The 20,998-nt window shown below is 56.0% G+C and carries 20 protein-coding genes; 13 read left to right on the top strand and 7 right to left on the bottom strand.

All coding sequences use genetic code 11. The annotated features are described in order from the left end of the window. Positions 1–11: 11 nt before the first annotated feature. From M4951_RS09360 to dps, 4 genes are all read right to left on the bottom strand, one after another. A complete protein-coding gene (locus M4951_RS09360; RefSeq protein WP_262026219.1) occupies positions 12–545 on the bottom strand; it encodes a hypothetical protein in 534 nt (177 codons plus the stop codon). Positions 546–663: 118 nt separating this feature from the next. Continuing rightward, the gene (locus tag M4951_RS09365; protein ID WP_262026220.1) at positions 664–1,827 is read right to left on the bottom strand and encodes a tetratricopeptide repeat protein; all 1,164 of its coding nucleotides are present in this window, start codon (positions 1,825–1,827) and stop codon (positions 664–666) included. A 120-nt stretch (positions 1,828–1,947) separates the two neighbouring features. Continuing rightward, positions 1,948–2,091 carry a hypothetical protein gene (locus M4951_RS09370; protein ID WP_262026221.1) on the bottom strand — a complete coding sequence of 48 codons (144 nt, stop codon included), beginning with the start codon at positions 2,089–2,091 and terminating at the stop codon, positions 1,948–1,950. 47 nt (positions 2,092–2,138) lie between these two features. Further along, positions 2,139–2,630, bottom strand: a complete 492-nt coding sequence (dps, locus tag M4951_RS09375) for a DNA starvation/stationary phase protection protein Dps (protein ID WP_262026222.1) — start codon at positions 2,628–2,630, stop codon at positions 2,139–2,141. Between the two features lie 313 nt (positions 2,631–2,943). Between dps and M4951_RS09380 the strand changes: the two genes are divergently transcribed. Continuing rightward, complete coding sequence (locus tag M4951_RS09380; protein WP_262026223.1) at positions 2,944–4,140, top strand: hypothetical protein; 1,197 nt, start codon at positions 2,944–2,946, stop codon at positions 4,138–4,140. 106 nt (positions 4,141–4,246) lie between these two features. Here M4951_RS09380 and M4951_RS09385 read toward each other — a convergent pair whose 3' ends face one another. Both M4951_RS09385 and M4951_RS09390 read right to left on the bottom strand, forming a co-directional pair. After that, complete coding sequence (locus M4951_RS09385) at positions 4,247–5,737, bottom strand: OprO/OprP family phosphate-selective porin (protein ID WP_262026224.1); 1,491 nt, start codon at positions 5,735–5,737, stop codon at positions 4,247–4,249. A gap of 203 nt (positions 5,738–5,940) precedes the next feature. Then, positions 5,941–6,249, bottom strand: a complete 309-nt coding sequence (locus M4951_RS09390) for a ribosome-binding factor A (protein ID WP_262026225.1) — start codon at positions 6,247–6,249, stop codon at positions 5,941–5,943. 212 nt (positions 6,250–6,461) lie between these two features. On the opposite strand from M4951_RS09390, the gene hisN (M4951_RS09395) reads away from it, so the two are divergent. The 11 genes from hisN (M4951_RS09395) to M4951_RS09445 all read left to right on the top strand — a co-directional run bounded on the left by hisN (M4951_RS09395) (position 6,462) and on the right by M4951_RS09445 (position 17,755). Continuing rightward, on the top strand, positions 6,462–7,271 hold the full coding sequence (gene hisN / locus M4951_RS09395) for a histidinol-phosphatase (RefSeq protein ID WP_262026226.1): 810 nt from the start codon (positions 6,462–6,464) through the stop codon (positions 7,269–7,271). Positions 7,272–7,385: 114 nt separating this feature from the next. Then, positions 7,386–8,195 (top strand): histidinol-phosphatase, encoded by an 810-nt coding sequence (hisN, locus tag M4951_RS09400; protein WP_262026227.1) that lies wholly within the window; start codon positions 7,386–7,388, stop codon positions 8,193–8,195. Positions 8,196–8,952: 757 nt separating this feature from the next. After that, complete coding sequence (locus M4951_RS09405) at positions 8,953–10,263, top strand: alpha/beta hydrolase family protein (protein WP_262026228.1); 1,311 nt, start codon at positions 8,953–8,955, stop codon at positions 10,261–10,263. Between the two features lie 111 nt (positions 10,264–10,374). Then, a complete protein-coding gene (locus M4951_RS09410; RefSeq protein WP_262026229.1) occupies positions 10,375–10,692 on the top strand; it encodes an ArsR/SmtB family transcription factor in 318 nt (105 codons plus the stop codon). Between the two features lie 78 nt (positions 10,693–10,770). Further along, complete coding sequence (locus M4951_RS09415; RefSeq protein WP_262026230.1) at positions 10,771–12,192, top strand: MBL fold metallo-hydrolase; 1,422 nt, start codon at positions 10,771–10,773, stop codon at positions 12,190–12,192. Positions 12,193–12,220: 28 nt separating this feature from the next. Beyond that, positions 12,221–13,030: a sulfite exporter TauE/SafE family protein gene (locus M4951_RS09420; protein ID WP_262026231.1), complete on the top strand. Its 810-nt coding sequence runs from the start codon at positions 12,221–12,223 to the stop codon at positions 13,028–13,030. Positions 13,031–13,277: 247 nt separating this feature from the next. Further along, the gene (locus M4951_RS09425; protein WP_262026232.1) at positions 13,278–14,123 is read left to right on the top strand and encodes an AraC family transcriptional regulator; all 846 of its coding nucleotides are present in this window, start codon (positions 13,278–13,280) and stop codon (positions 14,121–14,123) included. A 473-nt stretch (positions 14,124–14,596) separates the two neighbouring features. Next, positions 14,597–15,568, top strand: a complete 972-nt coding sequence (locus M4951_RS09430) for a DUF1559 domain-containing protein (RefSeq protein ID WP_262026233.1) — start codon at positions 14,597–14,599, stop codon at positions 15,566–15,568. 110 nt (positions 15,569–15,678) lie between these two features. Continuing rightward, entirely contained in the window at positions 15,679–16,011 is a 333-nt protein-coding gene (locus M4951_RS09435) for a hypothetical protein (protein WP_262026234.1), read from the top strand. After that, positions 15,921–17,231 carry a thioredoxin family protein gene (locus M4951_RS09440; RefSeq protein WP_262026235.1) on the top strand — a complete coding sequence of 437 codons (1,311 nt, stop codon included), beginning with the start codon at positions 15,921–15,923 and terminating at the stop codon, positions 17,229–17,231. The genes M4951_RS09435 and M4951_RS09440 overlap by 91 nt, the downstream gene beginning before the upstream one ends. 140 nt (positions 17,232–17,371) lie before the next feature. After that, positions 17,372–17,755: a nuclear transport factor 2 family protein gene (locus M4951_RS09445; protein ID WP_262026236.1), complete on the top strand. Its 384-nt coding sequence runs from the start codon at positions 17,372–17,374 to the stop codon at positions 17,753–17,755. 34 nt (positions 17,756–17,789) lie between these two features. Here the strand turns inward: M4951_RS09445 and M4951_RS09450 are convergent, their stop codons facing one another. After that, complete coding sequence (locus M4951_RS09450) at positions 17,790–19,571, bottom strand: SGNH/GDSL hydrolase family protein (RefSeq protein WP_262026237.1); 1,782 nt, start codon at positions 19,569–19,571, stop codon at positions 17,790–17,792. Positions 19,572–19,818: 247 nt separating this feature from the next. On the opposite strand from M4951_RS09450, the gene M4951_RS09455 reads away from it, so the two are divergent. Further along, positions 19,819–20,556, top strand: a complete 738-nt coding sequence (locus tag M4951_RS09455) for a GntR family transcriptional regulator (protein ID WP_262026238.1) — start codon at positions 19,819–19,821, stop codon at positions 20,554–20,556. The last annotated feature ends 442 nt before the right edge of the window (positions 20,557–20,998 follow it).

The raw sequence follows: 20,998 nt of genomic DNA on the forward strand, positions 1-20,998 counted from the left end.
ATCACCTTGTCTTAGTGGTGATGGTGGTGATCTTCGATCTTGCCTTTGAGTTCTTTGCCGTCGACGTCAAAGGTGACGATCGCATCGACTTCTTCCGAAGTCAGGATGGTCGCGGCCAGCGGATCGGTCAAAACGAACTTGGCCGTCGTCGCGGCGTCTGCGGCACGCTCGGCTTTGGCGGCGACTTCCTTGGTTTCTCCGCCGGTCGTCAGCTTGACCGTGAGCGCTTCGGCGGCGATGGGAGCTTCTTTTTTGGCGTCGGCGTCGAGGACGTAGAAGGTGATGACCTTTTCGGCGTCAGCGGCTGGCTTCTCTTCGTCATGAACCCATTCCAGGTGATAGGGGCCCCCTTCTAATTCGACGATGTGCCCGCCGTTGGGGCCGATCTCGCCGTGATCGTGTCCGGCATGTTCGTCGTGATCATGATCATGTTCGTCGTGATCATCGGCGGCGGGCGGATTCGACGTGTTGCAGCCGATCGACATGGTCGCACTAAAGCCGCAAATTGCCGCGAGCAGCAGCAATCCAGTCAGGGAGATACGCATGAGAGGAGTTTCCTTGGAGCAAGTTAAGTCAGCGCGTGGAAAACGCTAAGTGCAATTCAATGTCATCTAGGATAACGAATTCGCCACGGTAATAAAGACGAGACTTGCTGAGTCGCGATTATAAATCGAGTCCGCCTTGCGGCGCCGTGACGGGGCCGGCTTCGACCAGAAACGGACGCAAATGCGAATCGTCGGCGCCTGACAGGCGGTTCCGTGATGTGGCGAAGTATTTGCGGGCCGTGTCGATTTGCCCGTCTAAATACAAAACGACTCCCACATCAAACAGATTGTCGGCGTTGTTGGGATCATTGAGAGTCCGACGCGCGATTCCTTCCAGCAGCGAGTTTTTCGCCAAGGGAAAGCCGGCGTACAACTCCTCCAACGTGAAATTGGTCGTAAAGATGTAGGATGGCTCGAGCTGCATTCCGCGTTTGAAGGCTTCGGCCGCTTCTTCCATGCGACCGGTCGCTAAATAGCCGAGCCCCAGCCGAAATTGGGGCGCCGCAAGATCGGGCGCGGCGGCGACGGCGTCACGATATTTCGCCATCGCTTCATGAATTCTTTGCTCTTTGAAGAGGCGATCACCAAAGCCGACATAGCGTGCGGCTCTTTCGCGAGCGATCGGCAGAGAGGCTTCGGGGAGTCCCGGAGCTTGCCGCTCGCCTAAAGCCATCCGCACCAGCGCTGGGGAAAGGGTCGGATAGGTCGGGTTGGGCAAGTCGGTCAGGTTCTCGGAGAGCAGCGGCCCCATCGCAAAATTGCGATCGACGCCAGAAAACTGTTTGATCGCGCCAGCGCCCCAGCGCAGCTCTGCTGGTTCGAACGGCGGCAAATAGTACTCGCTGTAGTTGTCGCTTGGTCGGTAGTAAACGCCATAGGGCGAAATGTAGTTGGCGGTGACCGTTGACTGGTAGTAGTTCGGCGACCAGCCGCCGAGTCCCAATCCGCCATAGGGGGGCAGACCATAGCCATAGCCGTAGCCGGGATAATATCCGGAATAGCTAGAGAAACTATAGCCGGGGCCATAATAGCCAAAGTTAGAACCACGTCCGTAATACGATGACGAGTAACCGCGGTGTCCATGCGAACGATAGTTGTTCCGTGAACCGCTGGCGCCGCCCAAATACGAGTCGACGTAGCCGCTGCTCGGATAGTTCGACGCCGGGTGATTGTTGTATTTGCCGTTGGGGGTACCGCGAAGATCTTGCGCAGCAGCATCGCTGGGCATGCTGACAACGGCGATGAAGGCCATTATCAGCCAAGGAGCTAAGTTACTGCACATCTCTTCACCTTCCGCCGTGGGAGTCAGAAAGCGGGAGTCCCGCTTCCTGCATTATCTAGACAACGGAAGAATTCGACAAGCAAAATCGCAACTTTGGCCGGAGTCGAATCACCGGTCAGACTATTGCACCGACGCTTCGGCGCCGGCTTCGCCTTCTTCGTATTCCATTCCGTATTCGTAAACGAGCCCCCAAGCTTCGAGCTCGGTCATCTCGTATTCGTCCGCAATTTCGGCGGCCAATTCCGTTAAATCAATGGTAGTCATCGTCAGGGTTCCTTCCAAAAACAGGGGAGTTAGGGTTAGGGATGCGGTTACGGAGCAGCGTCAGCCGCTTGCGATTCGAGCATCCAAAGTTGTTTTTCTAGGGTGCGACAGATGCCGATTAGCAAGTCTTGACTGATCAGATCGTCGTCTCCGATCGTTTTGATCCGTAGACGAAGCGAAGTGGAGCAGGTCGCCATTTGGTCCGAGATCCTCCGAATCGCTTCCTGGACATCAACGATGCCAGCCGGAAACGGCTCGAGTTCGGACGATTGGGCGACCGTCGCAGCGCGGCCGTCCGCTGCAACGCCGATTGCGGCGATTCGCTCGGCAATTTCGTCGCTCGCCTCGCGAGAAGTCTCAATAATTTCGTCGAGGTGCAAATGAATGGCGCGAAAGCCTAGTCCGCGCACATTCCAGTGAGCCTGCTTCGCTTGGAGGGCTAGATCAATCTGATCGACCAGCGAGCTTTGCAACTGCTGCGCGACTTCATCACGAGTTTGGGTCGGCAAAATTTCGCGTTGTGCGGCGATCGTTGTCATCGTCTTGCTCCTTGGTTGGGCCAATGATTGGTGAGGGGATAAAGGTGATTAACGCAGCACGCGTGCCGAACGGAAAGAAATTGAACGCTGACGACTGCTGTAGCCGGAAAAATCGGAGTCCACCTGGGGAATTGCAATCGATAACGGCTGATGGAATGCCGGTGATCGTTGGTTGCAGATCGACCACGAAGGCCGCAGCGCAGCCATGTTAGGGCATGAAGTCGCGATGCTTGCAGTACTTGCGCCGCATGGCATAGAGATTGCATCGTAGGGTGAAGGGCAATCGTTCCCCACGGAATATGGAGAAAAGGTGATGTATTCTTTCAGCGCAGAAGACGCACGAGTGTTGGTCGACAATGAAACGCAACCTTGCGTATCCCTCTTTATGCCGTCTCACGTTGCAGGAAAAGAAACAAGACAAGATCCGATTCAATTGGCCACGTTGCTGAAGAAGGCCTGCGCCAAGTTGAAATCGGCCGGCCATCCGTCCGATGTTATTCAAAAAATGTTGGAGCCAGCATGGAGCATGACGCGCAGTCGCGAAGCCGCCGTCTGGCGTCACATGGATGAAGGGTTCGCCTATTTTGCGAGCCCGACCTTCAGCCGCTCGATCCGACTTCCCTTTCATGTCGAGCTGGCGGTCCACCTCGCGAATGATTTTCATGTTCGTCCGTTGACCTGCTGGATGAGCCAACCGCTCGACTTCGCACTGCTGGTCGTCAGTCAGAACGAAGTTCGCTTGTTTGAAGGTGACCAATACGAAATGCGCCACGTTGATCTGGCCGATCTGCCCAGCGACTTGCGGAGCGCGTTGCAAGTGGACGAATGGACCAATACGCTGCAATTTCATGGGCACGGTTCCCGACCAGGCGAAACGATGTTTCACGGGCAAGGCGCTGGCGGCTCGGCGGACGTCAAGTCGGAACTGACCAAATTTTTTCACCGCGTCGCGCGGCCGTTAGAAGGACATTTGGCCGACAGTGACAAACCGCTGGTCTTTGCCGGCGTCGACTATCTTTATCCCCTGTTCCGTGATGCGTTTCATGGCGATGCGCTCTGGGAAGAGCATTTGTCCGGAAACTTTGACCGCATGACGCCGCAGCAGTTGCATCAGCAAGTCAAGCCGCTGTTAACCGAGAGAGCAAGTTGCGTCCGGCGATCGGTGCTGGAGCAAATGAATGAGTTGCGCGGCGTATCGCGAGCTTCGATCGATCCGAAAGAAATCTTGATCGCCGGAATGATGGATAGTATCGAAGTCCTGTTTCTTACTCGCGGCGCCAAGGCGCTGGGCTCTGTCGACGAAGAGAACGAGCGGATCATTTTAACGCACTCGCCCGACGATGATGATCTGTTGAATTACGCGGCGGTGCGAACGATCGCCACCGGTGGTTCGGTCTATACGCTCGAAGCGGACGACATGCCTAACGGCGCCAACGTCGCGGCGATGTTCCGCTTTCCGATTCCTGAAGCGATCTACGATGCGGATGTCTTTATCGAGTCAACGCGCTAAACCGTCGGCTCGATCAACGGCGTCCTCCGCGAAATAGAAAAAGGGGCCCCCTTGCGGACGCCCCTTCTGAAAGATCGACGGGGAGTCGTCGAAACCAAAAATCGATTTAGAACTCTGCCTGGAACTGGCCGCGGAACAGGATGCCGTCATCGCCGACCAGAATGCCGCTCGACGTGTTGTTCAGCGGGCTGCCGTTGACCTTGGTTACGTCAAACGTCAACTTTAAATTACGCGTGTCGCACGGGTAAAAGTTAAAGCCGGCCGCATACTCATCGACGTTGCCGTAATAGCCGCTGACGTACGAGTAGCGAACGTTAAAGTCGAGCTTCTCGGGAACGAGGAAGTATCCCCCTTCGGCAAAGTAGCCATGTTGATAGAGGTTTTCGACCGGCAACGCGCCGCTGGCTCGCAAGTTTTGGATCCAACGCATGTAGTACTCGGCGTCAAAGCTCCAACCGCGCCACCGATAGGCGAAGTCCAGCGTATATAGGTAGACGTCGAATTCCGACAGGCGAACCCCAGGCGCCAATGCTCCCAACGCAGTTAGCTTGGTGCCGTCCGTCAAGCGAATGAAGTCCGATTCGTCGATCGGCTGACCCGGCGCGATGCTCGCATTGGGTGCGAAGACGAACGAGTGTCCCAACCGCATTCGCTGATCACAGCTATAGTCGTAATCTGTCAGCTTACCGCCAAAGTCGCCATACGGATCCCAGTAGTTGGTCGCTGCGAAAGCGAGCTTATCATCGATATCGGCAGGCGGCGTGTTCTCGGTACGGTAGCCGTCGCCGATCATCGCTTCAAAGTAGCCGTTCTCGCCAACCTTGGTCGCACCGAAAATACCGACCGTACGACCAGGTCGAAAGAAGTCGGCCGCCATCGGACGATCGGCCAAACGGGTATGCTTGGCGCTCAGTATCCATTGTCGGCTGCCGGGAACCTTCCGTTTGCCCAGGTAAACTTTCTGGTCGTCGTTGAATTCCCACGCCCACCAATAGTCGAAGAAATCGACGCTGTCGGAGCCGTCGGTGTCGCCGTCCATTTGAACAAAGTAGCTCAGCCGCGGATCAATCGCATAACCGCTGATTTGCAGTCGGGATCTTTCCAGTTCAAATTCATTCCGATTGCGAATCGGGCGCGTCGTCCCGGCGTTGTCGGTCCAGCTATCGGAGTTGCGCGAATATCCGTTGTAGCGGAACTGCACCCAGCCGCCGAACTTGATCTCGAACGGGTTTTCCTCGGGATTGTACGGCCGGATGACAAAGCCCTTGTCATACGTCGTGTAGTACTTCATCACGTGCTGCTTAGGAGGTCCCCCGTCGTCACAGCAATCGGGCGTATAGCAGTAGTCATAGACGATCGGCAACCGATAGATTTCGGCGCCCCCGCCGCAACTATCTTCTTCGATATGGTGAAAGCCATAAGCCGGCTGCGCATCCAATCGCTGCCGTAGTGCTTGTAGCTCGGCCTCCTGCGCTTCCATCCGTGCCCGAATTTCGGCCATTTCGCCATTTGCAGGACTTTGAGCAAATGTCGATGTAGTCGCAAGCGCAGTGCCCCACAGCAGCGCCAACGCCGTCGTCCGTGACAGCCAAGTCATATGATGTAGCTCCCCAGCATTTCAAAAATTTCAAAACAGCGTCTCGATGTTTTGAAAAGATCGACGAATCACCATGTGTTCGACAATTGCTTTCGCCGTACGGCGGAGGTCCGCAGTTGCATTTGAGCCGCTTATTCAGGCTGGAGAAACTGAACGGATGCGGACGAAATCAGCAGCGGCCAGCCGCTAGTTGGATCTTCGGATCAATCGTCAGAGTCGAGCGGCGGCATGGGAGAAGGTGCGAGATGAAACAGTAGTTGCGGAGTCTTCTTGCGATGAATCGCCGCCGCGACTTCCATGCGCAATAAGTCGGCGTATTCACTGAGCGTGCTAATGATTTCGTCCGGATCGTAGTCGGTGTCGGCAATGTCCGCCGATAATGTCACCAGCATCCGCGAACTGTCAGGCGCCGGTACGACTTCGACCACATGCAAGATCGGTAGCCGATCATCGTCGATCTCGCCAGAGAGCACCATCTCAAGCGTCTCTAGCACCTGGCGGCAAAGCTGCAAAGTTTTGCGATCGTTGCGCGGGTCGAACGAGGAAGAACGGCTTGGTTTGCGTGATTTAGCTATGGCCAATTCCTTGGTTGATGAGCAGCAATTGGAATTTAGAATACTTCGTAGGGAAGTGTAGAAAGATACCTGCTGGGCGGCTAGGTTCACTTTGAATTTGCCGCCCCCCGGTTGTCGCGATACATCAAGGCGCCGTATCTTTCCCCATTATGAACACTTCGCCGGAAATTGCCGATCGTCTCCAGCTCGCCCAGCAACTCGCCGTCGAGGCGGGACGCGGCACGCTGCAACATTTTCAAAAGTCAGGCCTGATCGTCGACCGCAAAGCGGACGATTCGCCGGTCACCGTCGCTGATCGCGAAGCCGAAACGCTGATTCGCGATCGTTTGGCCACCCAATTTCCGGCCGACGGCATCATCGGCGAAGAATTTGGGGAGACTCCCGGCTCCGGCGACTTCCGTTGGATCATCGACCCGATTGACGGCACCAAGAGCTTTGTCGCCGGCGTCCCGCTTTATGGAACGTTGATCGGCATCGAGCACGCTGGCCAAAACGTCGCCGGAGTGATCTATATCCCGGGCCTCGACGAAATGGTTTATGCCGCCAAAGGTTGCGGCGCCTGGTACCGCCAAGGCGATGAAGCGCCGCGGCTAACCAAAGTCAACGACGCCAAATCGCTGCAGGATGGCGTTTTTGTCACGTCGCAAATCAACACTTTCGCTCGTCGTGATGCGATGGAAGCGTTCGAGCGACTCGAAGACGCGGCGTTCATTACCCGCACTTGGGGCGATTGTTACGGCTATTTGCTGGTCGTCACCGGTCGAGCCGTCGCGATGGTTGACCCCATGCTCAGCGTGTGGGACGCCGCCGCGATTCAACCCATTCTGGAAGAAGCAGGCGGCGCGTTTGTGGATTGGCGCGGCGAGCCGACCGTTCATAGCGGCGAAGGAATCGGCGCGAATCCGCAAGTGCTGGACGAAGTTCTCGCGATCTGCCGAGAATATCCTCGGCTGAAATAAGACGTTGCGCACGCGACGTTTTCGTGTGAAGTTGCCAAAAACTTCTCTCTGTTTGGCGATAGAACGGCAACGCCCTGTTGTCAGGTTTTATTTCCCTCCTTTATTCTCTCCCGTATGAATACGCCCCAACTGTTTGCCGATCGTCTCGAACTTGCTCGCACACTAGCCGTCGAAGCGGGCCAAGGCACGCTTGCCCATTTTCAAACCGACGACCTGATCGTTGACCGCAAATCAGACGACTCGCCGGTGACAGTCGCCGATCGCGAAGCGGAAGAACTGATCCGCGCCCGCGTTCTGGAACGCTTCCCCGATGACAGCGTCTTGGGCGAAGAGTACGGCGAAACCAACGGCAGCAGCCCCTTTCGCTGGATTGTTGACCCCGTCGACGGCACCAAGGCGTTCGTCTCCGGCGTCCCGCTCTACGGCACGATGATCGGCGTCGAATACGAAGGGAAAGCAGCGATTGGCGCGATCTACATCCCCGGTCTCGACGAGCTGGTCTATGCCGCGACCGGCCACGGAGCCTGGCACGTCCGCCAAGGCGCCGCGCCGAAACCGGCCAAGGTGAATAACGATTCCCCTCTGGAGGATGGTTTGTTTGTCACCTCCCAAGCCAGCAAGTTCGCCGCTCGCGGTGCGAAACAGGCGTACGACCGCCTGGAATCGACCGCTTGGCTCACTCGGACCTGGGCAGACGCCTACGGATACGTCCTTGTGGCCACAGGACGCGCCGTCGTCATGGTCGACCCCATCATGAGCGTTTGGGACGCGTCGGCCGCTCAGCCGATCCTCGAAGAAGCTGGGGGCATCTTCACTGACTGGAACGGCGACCCCACGGCTCACCACCATGAGGGGGTTGGTTGTAGCAAACGCGTTCATGCTGAAGTCTTGGCGATCTTGCGGCAGTTTCCGCGAACTGCCTAGTGGGGGGTGAGTAACGGCTAAGTCCTCCTGTCTAATTCTGAACGGATTGGACATTCCAAGCCTTTCTTCTGCTGTCCATTCTTGGATGGCCACCGGAACAGACCCCTGTTTTTTCGGTCTGAAACCTGGGACCGGACTGGACCCCGTTTTTTCGAGTTGAAACCTGGGACCGGACTGGACCCCGTTTTTTCGGACCGAAACCTGGGACTGGACTGGACCCCGTTTTTTCGAGTCGAAACCAGGGACCGGACTGCACCCCGTTTTTTCGGACCGAAACCTGGGACCGGACTGGACCGCGTCGTTTTTTTCTAGGGGAGTCTCCCACGGATCTCCGCCAACAGGATCCAGGCGCCGAAGTTGGAAAGTTGGGTTTACCAAGTCCAAAGCACGCATGGTGCATAGAATCCCCCTCTCGCCCATCTCTTCGACCGGCGGCGCAAACGTGATTCGGCGGTTCATCCTCAGCCATCAATCGACCCCAACTCCGTGCGCAATGTCAACCGACAATCTTTTCTCTCCCCCGTTGGTCGCGGGCTCTGCTGACGGGCGATCTCTACGAATCTCGGTAAGAAAATTTGCGCAGATGTAAAAACTTTTTGCGCAGAAGTTGATTGACCGTGAAGAGGCGATCGAACTACGGTGAGAAGCTTCGCACGTCTAATTCAGTGCAATGCGTGGATGGACGCATCGGAATGGACGCGCTCCCCTTCCCTGGCGTTCCCAAGAACAGGATTCGATGAATAGGACCGAGATCGTAATGCGGAATTTATCTCGATTGCTCGCGGCCAGTATGGTTGCGATTGGTCTGCCTTGTCTGTCGGCGTTAGGGCAGGTTCCCGAAGCGAACTACAACGAAGCGAAAGTCCCGAAGTACGAACTTCCTGACCCGCTCCAGTTTGCAGACGGCGGCTCTGTCGCTTCGCCGGAGCAATGGACCGAGCAACGTCGTCCGGAGCTATTGAAGCTGTTTGAAGAGCATGTTTATGGTAAGTCGCCGGCGGCGCCTGACAAGCTGAAGTATCGGGTCGTCGCCGAGGATGACAATGCGCTGGATGGCCTTGCGATCCGTAAGCAGATTGAGATTGTTCTCGCCGAACAGCCGCAGCGCGTGACGATGAACATGCTGTTGTATGTGCCGAAAACAGACCGGCCAGCCCCCGTTTTTTGGGGATTGAACTTTCGCGGAAATCAGACGGTGACCGCTGATCCCGAGGTCCTTATCACGCCGAATTGGGTGGCCAATGGAACGCCCGGCGTGGTCAACAACAAAGCGACGGAAGCGTCTCGCGGCGTCTATACTGGTCGCTGGCCTATTCGGCGGATTATCGAATGCGGCTTTGCCGTCGCTACCGCCTACTGTGGCGACATCTATCCCGATCACCGCGACGGGCGCAGCGATGGAATTGTCCCGGCGTTCTACCGGCCTGGTCAAGTCAAACCTGATGCGAACCAATGGGGGTGCATCGCCGCTTGGTCCTGGGGACTGAGCCGCGGTTTGGATTATCTGGAAGAGGACCCGGACATCGACGGCAGGCGCGTGGCCGTCATGGGACATTCGCGGCTTGGCAAAGCGGCTCTCTGGGCCGGAGCTCGCGACCCAAGGTTTGCGTTGACCATTTCTAATAACTCCGGATGCGGGGGCGCCGCGTTAAGTCGTCGCGCGTTTGGAGAAACGGTCGAAGTGATCAATCGGGTCATTCCCTATTGGTTCTGCGAAAACTTCAAGCAATACAACAACAACGAAGCGGCGCTGCCGGTCGATCAACACGAGGTCATCGCTTTAATTGCGCCCCGGCCGGTTTATGTCGCCAGCGCCAGCGAAGATTTGTGGGCTGATCCCAAGGGAGAGTACTTGGCGGCCAGATTTGCCGACCCTGTCTATCGGCTGCTAGGAACCAGCGGGCTCGGTGGAGACGCGGCGTCCGAGACGCCTCCGCCGGCCAATCAATCCCTGCAGCAAGGGGTGATCGGCTATCACATGCGAGAGGGGAAACACAACATCGTCGAATACGACTGGGACCAGTATATGAATTTCTTCGCTCGACAATCAAAGAAGGAATCTCCCTAAAAACTCCAGCCGAGGGCAATTTACAGGGACGGCGCCTGTGCGGTTTCCCTGTTTCGAACTCTTGACATATCGTAATGTTCCGATATATTAAGAGGAAGAGAGGAATCGAAGATGGCTGGAACCAAGCTAAAACTGACAACTTTAGAATCGCTGGGCGAAGCGGCGGAGTGTTTGCGTATTTTGGCGCATCCTCACCGTTTGCGCATCGTGCAGATGCTGTTACAGGGTGATTACACCGTTGGCGAACTGGCCGAAGCGTGCGAGATCCCCAGCCCGATGGCTTCAGAGCATTTGCGGCTGATGCAGCGTTGCGGTTTTCTCAGCAGTCAAAAGGAAGGTCGCAAGGTTTACTACCAAGTGGCCGAGCCTCACCTGCAAGATATTTTGCACTGCATCGAGAGTCGATTTGGCGTAAAAGCGGCGACGTAGGGTCGCCCCTTTTTTTGTGAAAATATGTCGTAATGTCGCCATATTACTATTTAAATGTTTAAGGAAGGAGTCAGGTTGATGTTGCTCCAATACTTTTACGATCCGGCGCTGGCGCACGCTTCGTATTTGGTCGGATGTCAAAAAAGCGGCGAGGCGATCGTGATCGATCCCGGCCGCAACGTGCAGCCCTATCTCGACGCCGCTCTCGCGGCCGGCCTGCAGATTGTCGGCGCGGCTGAAACGCACATTCATGCCGACTTTGTCTCTGGCGCGCGGGAGTTGGCCGATCGCGTTGGCGCGAAGCTCTATCTTTCGGACGAAGGTCCGGACGATTGGAAGTATGGCTATGCGGCGGAGGTCAACGCCCAACTGCTGAAAGATGGCGACGCGTTCTACGTGGGCAAGGTGAAGTTGGAGACGTTGCATACGCCTGGCCATACGCCGGAGCATGTTTCGTTTGTGCTGACCGACGAAGGGGGGAGCGCATCCGAACCAATGGGGATCTTCACAGGCGACTTTGTGTTTGTCGGTTCGATCGGTCGGCCTGACTTGCTGGAAACGGCCGCCGGAGTGGTCGGCAGCGCCGACCAAGGGGCTCGACAACTGTTTCAATCGGTCGCCAAGTTTCTAGAGTTGCCCGATTACTTGCAGGTCTGGCCTGCTCACGGCGCCGGCAGCGCCTGCGGCAAAGGGTTAGGCGCGATTCCTTCGAGTACGGTTGGTTATGAGAAGCGATTTAACCCGGCGCTGCAGTACGCTGACGAGCAAGCGTTCGTCGACTACATCCTGGCCGATCAACCGGAGACGCCGTTCTATTTCGCCGTCATGAAACGGGTCAACAAAGCAGGGCCGGCGCTGCTGGCGAGTCTGCCCTCGGTCGGGCCGATGGATACGATCATGCTGCAGTCGGTCGCCGAATTAAATTTGGTGATTGACGTGACGCCGTCGGCCGACTTCGCCGCTGCGCATGTGCCCGGCACGATCAACATTCCGGCCAAGATGCTGGCGCAGTGGTCCGGCTTCTTGGTCGATTACGAGCAACCGATTTATCTGATCGTGGATGGTCAGGCGTCGCCGGATTGTCTGGCGTCGTTGCGTGCGATCGGCGTCGATCAGATCGGCGGCTACTTTGATGCGAGCGCAGTTCGACAATCTGGGCTGCGGGTGCAATCCTACGCCAGCGCCACGCCGCATCAGCTGCGTATGCAAATCGAACGGCGCGAAGCGACGTTGCTTGACGTCCGTTCGGCCGAAGAATTCGGGCGCGGGCATATTCCCGGCGCCCAACATCGCTTTCTCGGTAAGTTGCTGCGGACCATCGGCGAACTCGACAAGTCGCAGTCGTATGTTGTGCAATGCCAAAGCGGCGCGCGGTCGGCGATCGCCGCGAGTCTGCTGCAACGCGGCGGTTTTGACGTGACGAACATGAGCGGCGGCTTCCAGGCGTGGAGCGGCGAAGATCTGCCGATCATGCACCAGTGGTCTGGCGCCGGCATATGACGATCGTGTTCGGTAAGGGAGCGGCGCCATGTTGGTCCTCGCACTATTGTTCGGCGCGATCGTCGGACTTTCGCTCGGTCTGACCGGCGGCGGTGGAGCGATTTTCACCGTGCCGCTGTTGGTCTATGGTTTGGGCGTTTCGATGCGTGACGCTGTCGGCGTTTCTCTGGCCGCAGTTGGCGCTACGGCGCTGGTTGGTTTCCTCACGCGCTGGCGTCAGGGAGAAGTCGAAGTTCGAACCGGTTTGCTATTTGCCGCGGCCGGCATGTTGGGGGCTCCGCTCGGAACGTTGCTGGCTAGAGGGATGAGCGAAGCGGTGCTGTTGTCGCTGTTCGCCGCGTTGATGTTGATTGTCGCCGCAAGACTGTGGCGAAAATCGGCGACGCCGCAAGTTGCCTGCGAAACGAACCAAGACGCCAGCCAATCAACTTGCCGGCGTGATGAAAGCGGCGCGTTGGTGTTGAATTCTCGTTGCGCCGTCATGTTGTTGATCATCGGCTTGCTAACTGGCGCATTGGCCGGCATGTTTGGCGTCGGCGGCGGCTTTGTGATTGTGCCGGCGCTCGTTTTCTTCACCAATATGCCGATCCACAAAGCGGTTGGCGCATCGCTAATGGTGATCGCCGTGATTAGCGTCTCCGGCGTCGCATCGCATCTGATCGCGGGAAGAACGATCGAACCGATGCTGACGGCGCTGTTTATCGCCGGAGGAGTCGCCGGCCTCTTCGCCGGCCAGGCGATCGGTCGCCGCCTGTCGGGCCCTGCCCTGCAAAAAGGATTTGCAGCGGCGATCGTCGCGGTGGCGATGTTTGTGATCGCCAAGACGTTATGGGCGTAAAGCGACTTTGCCGCTGAGGTGTTAAGGGGATCAGGGGGGACCATCTTTTTCATTACGTATTCGGTCGGACCACTTTTGAGAAATGCCGATTGGTTGATATATTTTTCATGGAGAAATATTGAATCGACCGGAAAGTTTCGCAATGGAAGACTTGGCCAGAATTCTAGAAGTGCGGCGGAAAATGCGCCTTCATGTCGACACTTGGAAGACTTTCCTTTCGGCGCCGGCCTGGTTTCGGGATCGAGTCATGGCGCTCGATTACCAGGATGAGTCGGATGACGACTGGGAGTATGCGGAAGCGTTGCTCACCGAGTCGCTGCACGACGGCGACTGCCGCGGCAATTATTTCATCTCGATCCTGGAAGATTGCGACACCCGATATTCGCTGGAAGCCGATTTTGGCGCCGGAAAGTTTCTCCGCAGCAGTCAGCCTGGCAATATCATTATCGGCGACGAAGAATCGGTCCAAAAGCTGCAGGGAAAGGGCCCCTATCACACCTACATGATTTTCATCAAAAAGTGCGTGGTGGACGATTTTTTTCGAGAAGCGACCCAAAGCGATCAAGGATTGCCCGAGCATCTGCTGCGAATGTCGTTTCGGGACGAAAAGCTGAGACTCATCACGAAGCAGATTTTCCAACACTTTCGTCAGCCCCGGAATGTGGGGCGAAGAATGATCAAAGAGTATTTGCAGAACCAGGTTTTAGAGCGGTTGCTGGCGATCTCCGGAAAGAAGATAAATCGGCTGACGAGTGACGATACGCTGCAGCCGACGCGCCTGATCGATATTTTGGATTACATGAGAGAGCACTGCACCGAAGACCTTAGTTTGAATCAGCTCGCCGAGCATGCGAACGTTAGTCGCAGTCATTTTGTCCGGCTCTTTCGTCAGACAACCGGCGAATCTCCAAAACAGTTTTTGTTGAAGCTCAAACTAGAGCGGGCCAAGCAACTGTTGGCGACGGCTCCGCATCTTTCGGTGCTCGAAGTTGCACGGACCTGCGGCTTTTACGATCAGTCGCATCTGGCTCGCGTGCTTCGGCAGGCCGAGGGGATTACGCCCACGCTTCTCCGCCGCGAGCCTTTTTTCTAGTTTGAATGGGGCCGCCATCGCCGCCAATTTGGCGGTGAAACGCCTGCGATTGCCCAGCTTTTGATCAAGCCGTCTGCCTCTGATTTTGCGTCCAATGAGTCGAATATCCTCATCCCTGCGTCACGTGAGAAAAAGTGATGCGCCCCTGCTCTGTGATGCGGCCGCTTTGATTCGCCGCAATTGATTGCTGTGAAAGCACTTGCGCTGTTTTGGGGCCATCTGTTTTTTGTCGTCTTTGTCGCCTGCCAATCGGCGACGGCATCGCTTTTGCAATTTGCCAGGTCCACTGTCGTCTGGGCTGCCACGACATCCCACCTTGGTTTTTGCCTGCATTTATTTGTCGCCGTATTAGTTGGTCTATCCCAGCAATCGAATCTGGACATCGCGGAAGGGAGAGAAGCTTCTCGCCATTCTCCGATTCAAACGTCCGTCGATTGAGCAGCCAGCTTTGGCTATTCCACTTTGGAGAATCCATGAAACGCGCCGCGTTTACTTTGGTCGAGTTATTGGTCGTGATCGCGATCATTGGAGTCCTGATCGCGCTGCTTTTGCCCGCCGTCCAGCAGGCTCGCGAAGCGGCGCGCCGGATGAGCTGCAAGAACAGTCTGAAACAGATTGGATTGGCCTGCCATAACTATCACGACACTTTTAAGGCGCTGCCTCGCTCAGGAGCGTACAAGACATCCGGTGGATTTTTTGGCGGCGTCATTGTGGATCGAATGAACGGCCCGAATGTGGCGTTACTTCCGTTCTTGGAAGGCGGCAACACCTATGATCTGTATGATCAAAACGAGAACTGGATGCATGCCAACAACGCGGCGATGAAAGACAAAATGCCGACATTATTCGTTTGCCCGTCTAATCCTGAGGGGGGAATTCCGTTGGCCGTTGCGGATCCAAGATTTGAGGGATTTCAGACCCCGGATTACTGCTACTCGACTTTGGCCGTCGAAGAAACGGTGAATCCCACTGCACAAGATTTTCCAGGTGCATTCCCGCTCGACAAATGGAATAAGTTTTCTAATATCACCGATGGACTCTCTAACACGCTGCTCGTGTACGAGTCGGCTGGCCGAAATCATTGGCGAGCCAATCGATATGAGATGTCAGACTCTCTCAAATCGCTCGGACTCTATAACTGGGGAAGTCGGTGCGAAACCTGGACCAACCCTGTCACGCAAGCGAGTCAGCTTGGCGCCTTTTTCAAATTCACCTTGGTGATGGACGCGACCAACCCCACCGGCGCCCAACCCAGCATTGTCCAGTTTGCTGGCGGGTTCATGAACGTGAGCAACATTTACGGCGCCCCTTACTCTTTCCATACTAGCGGCGTGCAGTGCGTTATGGCGGATGGTTCGGTCAGATTTCTAAGTGAGAGTATGGACCGAGCGACGATGGTCGCCCTCTGTTCCGCCCAGCAGGGTGACATTGTAGGGGGTAACTAATGCGCATCGTAACGAGCCAAAGAACTATTTCCGCGGGATGCGTCGCGCTGGCGATGCTGTTCAGTTCGGCAGGCTGCGCCCGCAATGATTGGCAAGCTAGAACCTATCCCGTGACAGGAACGATCACCGTCAACGGAACGCCACCCACGGGGGCGATGATCAAACTGATCAAGCTGGGGGAACCGGTCGACTCGCGTAAGTCCGACTGCTGGGCGCTCGTCAAAGAGGATGGCTCCTACAGCTTTTCCACCTATGAAGTGGGAGACGGCGTTCCTAAAGGCGAGTATGCGTGGATTCTTCGCTGGCCTCAAAATTCGATGCAGCTTGTTCCTGACAAGTTGGGTGAGGAATTTTGGAGTTTGGAAGAGCCTTATATGACGGTGACGGTCGATGGGCGGATGGAACTCTCGCCCGTCGAGTTGACGAATGTAAAGCTGAAATAACCGAAACCCCGCTTCGCATTGGAGCGTCGCCGCTGCGATGTCCTCTTTGGGGGCCGCAGCGAGCTGCAATCCTGAACTCGAAAAACTGTAGAATGAAAAACCCCATGAAGATGCTTTTTTCCGCAGGGCGAACCGCCTTGTTTGCGTTCGGTCATCCCTCTGCTGCCCGAGGGATAGCTGTTGCGCTGCTGCTGGCTCTGCTGACCAGCAGCAGCGCCGCGGCGGAAGACCAAATGCAGACGTCAGAAGCAGAGAACAGCCAACCGATCTCCAGCAGCCCCGTGCATGTCGACTGGATCAGCGACATAACCGTCGCCCAAGAGCTTGCGAACAAGGAAGGCAAGGATTTGATCTTGTTCTTCACCGGCTCGGACTGGTGCGCCTTTTGTATTCAGATGGAAGAGGAAGTCCTGGCGAAACCGGAAACCGCCCAACGGCTTTCCCAGCGTTATGTGCCGGTCGTGCTTGATTTTCCCCATGACAGTGAGCTTTCGATTTATCTGACCCAGCAGAACCAAAAACTCAAATCGCAATTAAACATCATCGGTTTTCCCACGATTTACTTTGTGGACGCTGACTTGTTGCCGTATGGTCAGATGGCCGGGTACAAGAGTCCTGCCGAATTTTGGAAATCGTTTGACCAAATCTCCGCTTTGGGCGCCGAATTATCGGCCATTAAAGTGGGAGAATCTGTCGCGGATATCCAAGACGCTCAGCGCCTTGATCGTCTGTTCGGGAAGGTTCCGCGTGAAATGCTGGAATACGGATGGTTGACGCAAATCCAACGCATGATCGACGAGCCGAGCGAGGCCGATTCGCAGATCCGTCAAAGCTGGGCGAAGCGGCTAGCGCAGATCGTGCAGGAAAATACCAAGCGGGATTTCCTTTCTGCAATGTCGCTCGGTTTTCGGCAGCGTTTGAAAGTGAAGACCTCGTCGGCTGATATGCTCGAATACCTCGACTCATTTGCCGTCAAGGCCGACGGCAACGCCAAACTGCTGGAAGCGGTGAACGCTTTTAAGGCTCACTATCTCTTTAATATCAAACGTTTCAAGGAAGCCGCGGCGATCGCCGATGAAATGATCGCGGCGGAATCCGCGGATCCCAAAACGGTGGCCATGATGCAAGCGCTGAAGCAGCAAATCGCCGCTTCGGAAGAATCGCCAGCGGTAGAAGAGAAAGCCGAGATCGCGCCAATTCTATTTCCCCTGCGAGATTGACGCGCGTAATGCAGACCAGCGGGTGCTGCGCTGCGTCAAGAATTCACGACCATCTTATCGCAGTTCCCCTGCGGTAAGATGGTGGTTGATCCGTTTCCTAGGGATCCGCGGAAAGGAACGAAGACACCGGGAAATCAAAAATGCAAATCGACTTGGAAGCGAATAAGCAGAACGCGATCGCCTTCTACCGCACCGCGTTTGTCGGAGATCCGATGAAGGCGGTCGAGTTATACGTGGGCGCCGAATACATTCAGCACAATCCGCTCGTTGGCGACGGCAAGCAGGCGTTCATCGACTATTTCACAGAGATGCAGGTTCAATATCCTGAAAAGAAAATCCAGTTTGTACGCGCCGTCGCCGAAGGAGATCTGGTCGCGTTGCACACGCATCAGACTTGGCCAGGCGACGAAGAATATGTGACGATGGACTTCTTCCGCTTCGATGGGGACGGGAAAATAGTTGAACACTGGGACTCGATTCAGCAAATCCCAGCGATGTCCAAAAACGGAAATTCCATGTATTGATACTCCGATCTCAAAGCCGAGCGAGACGCATCGGCTATTTCTTCAGGTCCAGATTGCAGTCCATCTCCGCCGGAACCGCTTCACCCACTTCATCGACCGGGTGCGTAAACAAGTAGCGCCAGACGGCTTCATGGACGTAGTTGCCGTCGGCGTCTTTGATCGCCGAGCCGCCGGGAGTGACGCTGCCGTGGGCGCGTCGTGCGTCGTTTTTCACATCGCCTGCGGTGATCAGGCGCCGTGTTGATTCGTACGGAGCAGGAACCTGGTCAACGTCGACGATCGGGCCGAACTTGTTCAGGCCCAGCATTTGCCAGGAGCGGCAGTAGTGGTCGCCGGTCCAGCCGCCGTCTAGGACGTGGCTGAATCCAAAGTAGCGATTCTCGGGCGTCGCCGACGGCAGGCCTTGCCAAGAATCCAATTGATCACGCGGGCCGCAGAACATGACGACGCGGGCCACCTTTTGATGCTTCGCGAAGCGGGCCGATGTGGTCGAGCCGTGCGAACTGCCTGCCATGATCACCTTGTCCCACTGTAGATCGGTCTTGTCTTCGTTGAGAAACTGTCCCCAGTTCCCCGCCGGGTTTTCTTTCGCGAGCCATTTCACCAGTTGTAAGCTGCGCTGGGCCATGCTGTCCGCCTTGGGGATATCGACCAGCGGGCTAGAATCTTCGCCGGTCGCAGCTTCCAAGCGAATCTTGCCGAGACTAACTCCGTCATCACGATCTTTCGCTTTGAGCGTTCCGAACCAGCGATTCGCGTAGTGCGGCTGAATGCCGTGCAGACCGTAGCTCGTGATTCGGTCGAACAGGCCGCCGTTGTACCCCATCAACCAAATGACCAACTTCCCGCGCTGCGCAGCGCGGGTGTCAACCATCGCATGCTGCACGTCTTGCGGTTTTCCTTTGTCATCTTGGAAGATAAAGCCAAGTTCGGGATGCGCTTGGGCGTCCGGATTTATTTCGCTGGCCCGCACGCTGAGGTGAAATTTTTGCGGTAGGCTGGCTTTCAGAAACGTGGCGACTTGTTCCCCCAAAAACTGATTTCCAGCGCTGGTAAAGTGAACGTCGTTGGGGTTCTGCAGTTCTTCCAGACGCGGCGTGATCGCGGTGAACAGATCATCGATGGCAACGCCATGTTCTTTCATTACTTTCGCGGCGGTCGCGTTGCGCTCGACCATCGACTTGGCGGTGAATTTTCCTGGGACGTCGGGGATCGGAGTCGAACTAGCCCAGGCGACCTTCGCGCCGGTTTTCTGCATTCGCTCCACCAGTTGTTCGAGCCGCGCGGCGTAATCGGTCAGCGGCGTCGCACGATCGTGAATCCCAAAGTTAAAGTGGATCAGATCCCATTTGTCGTCACCGAGCCAAACGTCGAGCTTCTTCAATCCGGTCGCGGTCGGTCCGCAGTTGGCCGGAGCCCGATGCACGTTGGCGATTCCCGCTAGTTCTTTACGCACCGTCTGCGTATAGGCCCGCGAGACCGAATCGCCGATCAGCAGCACGCGCGGCAGCGCCGGGTCGTCGGTGACAAAGTCCCATGCATTCGATTTACCGGCCACTTTTTCTCGTTTGTGGATCGGCAGATAGAAGCCGCCGAGTTCGGCTTGTAGCGTATTCTCCCAGGCCTGTTGGTCTGGCGTCAAAGTAGCGAACCAGGCTTGGTACTTCTTTTCGAGTTCGGCTGCTTCTTGCAGTTTTTGGGCGGCCGCTTCGTCGGCGTTGGTCGGCTCGGTATTGGAAGGCGTCTGCGTGGTTTGCGCTTGGGCGGTGACAGCCAACAGTAGCAGCACGATCAGACAACGCAGGAAGCAATTCATGATGTGGATTCCGGTGTGGTGAAAGTTACACCATGCAAGCAGAAGTGCATTGGCAGGGGAATTCATTGTCGCTGGACCTGCGGCACACAGCAACTAGTTGGGATGCAGCCTGAGTAATGCGGAAGAGCGGAAGACTTGTGATGTATTTGCTGGTTTTGGGGGCGGATTTCTTCCCTCGGTAGGCAAAGAGGATAAAATCTTGGATTGGCTGAAAAAAAACGACGGCAGATTGCATATAATATCCAACATGAAAACCGTAGATGAAATGCAGGCCGTCCTGCCGACGTCCGTCAGTGATCTTACGAAGCCGCTCCAGCGAGGGGGGCTTCGATCGCAGGTTAGTCAACGATTGGCGATCGCCATCTTTGCGCATCACTTTCAACCGGGTGAGAAGCTAACAGTTCAGCCGTTGGCGGAGCAATTCGGCGTGAGTCGAACCCCGGTTCGGGAAGCATTGATGGAACTGGAATCTTTGGGAATGGTGGATGTCCTGCCGCACAAAGGGGTTCGAGTCCGCGAGTTTGGTCCCCAAGAGGCGCGTGAGTTGTGCCATGTCCGAAAAATTTTGGAACGCGAAGCGATCCGTTGTGCTTGTGGGAACATTCCCCGTGAGCAGCTTGAATCGTTGCAACAAGACCTGATGCAAGTGATCGCGGCGCCCCCGAGCATGGCCTCCAGTAAAGCGACGCGCGAGATCGATGCGCGTCTGCATGCGACGATCGCGTTCTATTGCCAGAATCGACGTTTGAAGGAAGAGATCACACGCTATTCGACGATTTACAAAGCATTGAGCGACGCCTATTACATCGTGCTCCAAACCTCCGAGCGTTACGTCAGAACGGAAGAAAACCTGGAGCATCTGGCGATCGTCAACGCGCTGCTATCCGAGGATCCCGAAGCTTCGCAGCAGGCGCTAGGGATTCATCTGGATACCTGGTTGGATGACTATATTGCCGAGCGATTTACGGAAACCAACGTAGGCTAGAGCGGTTTCCTGCTAGCTGACCCATTTTGATTTTCCAGCGATTGAAAGTGAAGAGGGTGCTGCGCGGCACGCATCGACATCAGCCGTGCGGCTGATTTTGGGGGAGAAGCTAGACGACAGGGGACTCTTTGTTCAGCTTGCTGAAAAGCGCTCGAAGCTTGTCTTGGGCGATTTTTCTCTGTTAATGCGGGCTTAACGGGTAGTATCTGGCTGGTAATTCACAAGCGGCCAACTAGAGTTCAACTCTTACCAACCGGCGAGTCAGGTTCCTCGCTGCGGAGCAAATCTGGTGGAATCTTTCCGCTGGACCTATTTGCTAGCTGGTTCCAACGCGCGTTGGGATGTGACAAGAACCATAGACTAGGCATGGATTGTCTCCCCTAGAGAGGGTGAATGGCTGATTTTCAGCAATTTTCCCAAGCTTGGACTTGTTCATCGGGTT

This window comes from Blastopirellula sp. J2-11 (assembly GCF_024584705.1).
GTDB lineage: Bacteria > Planctomycetota > Planctomycetia > Pirellulales > Pirellulaceae > Blastopirellula.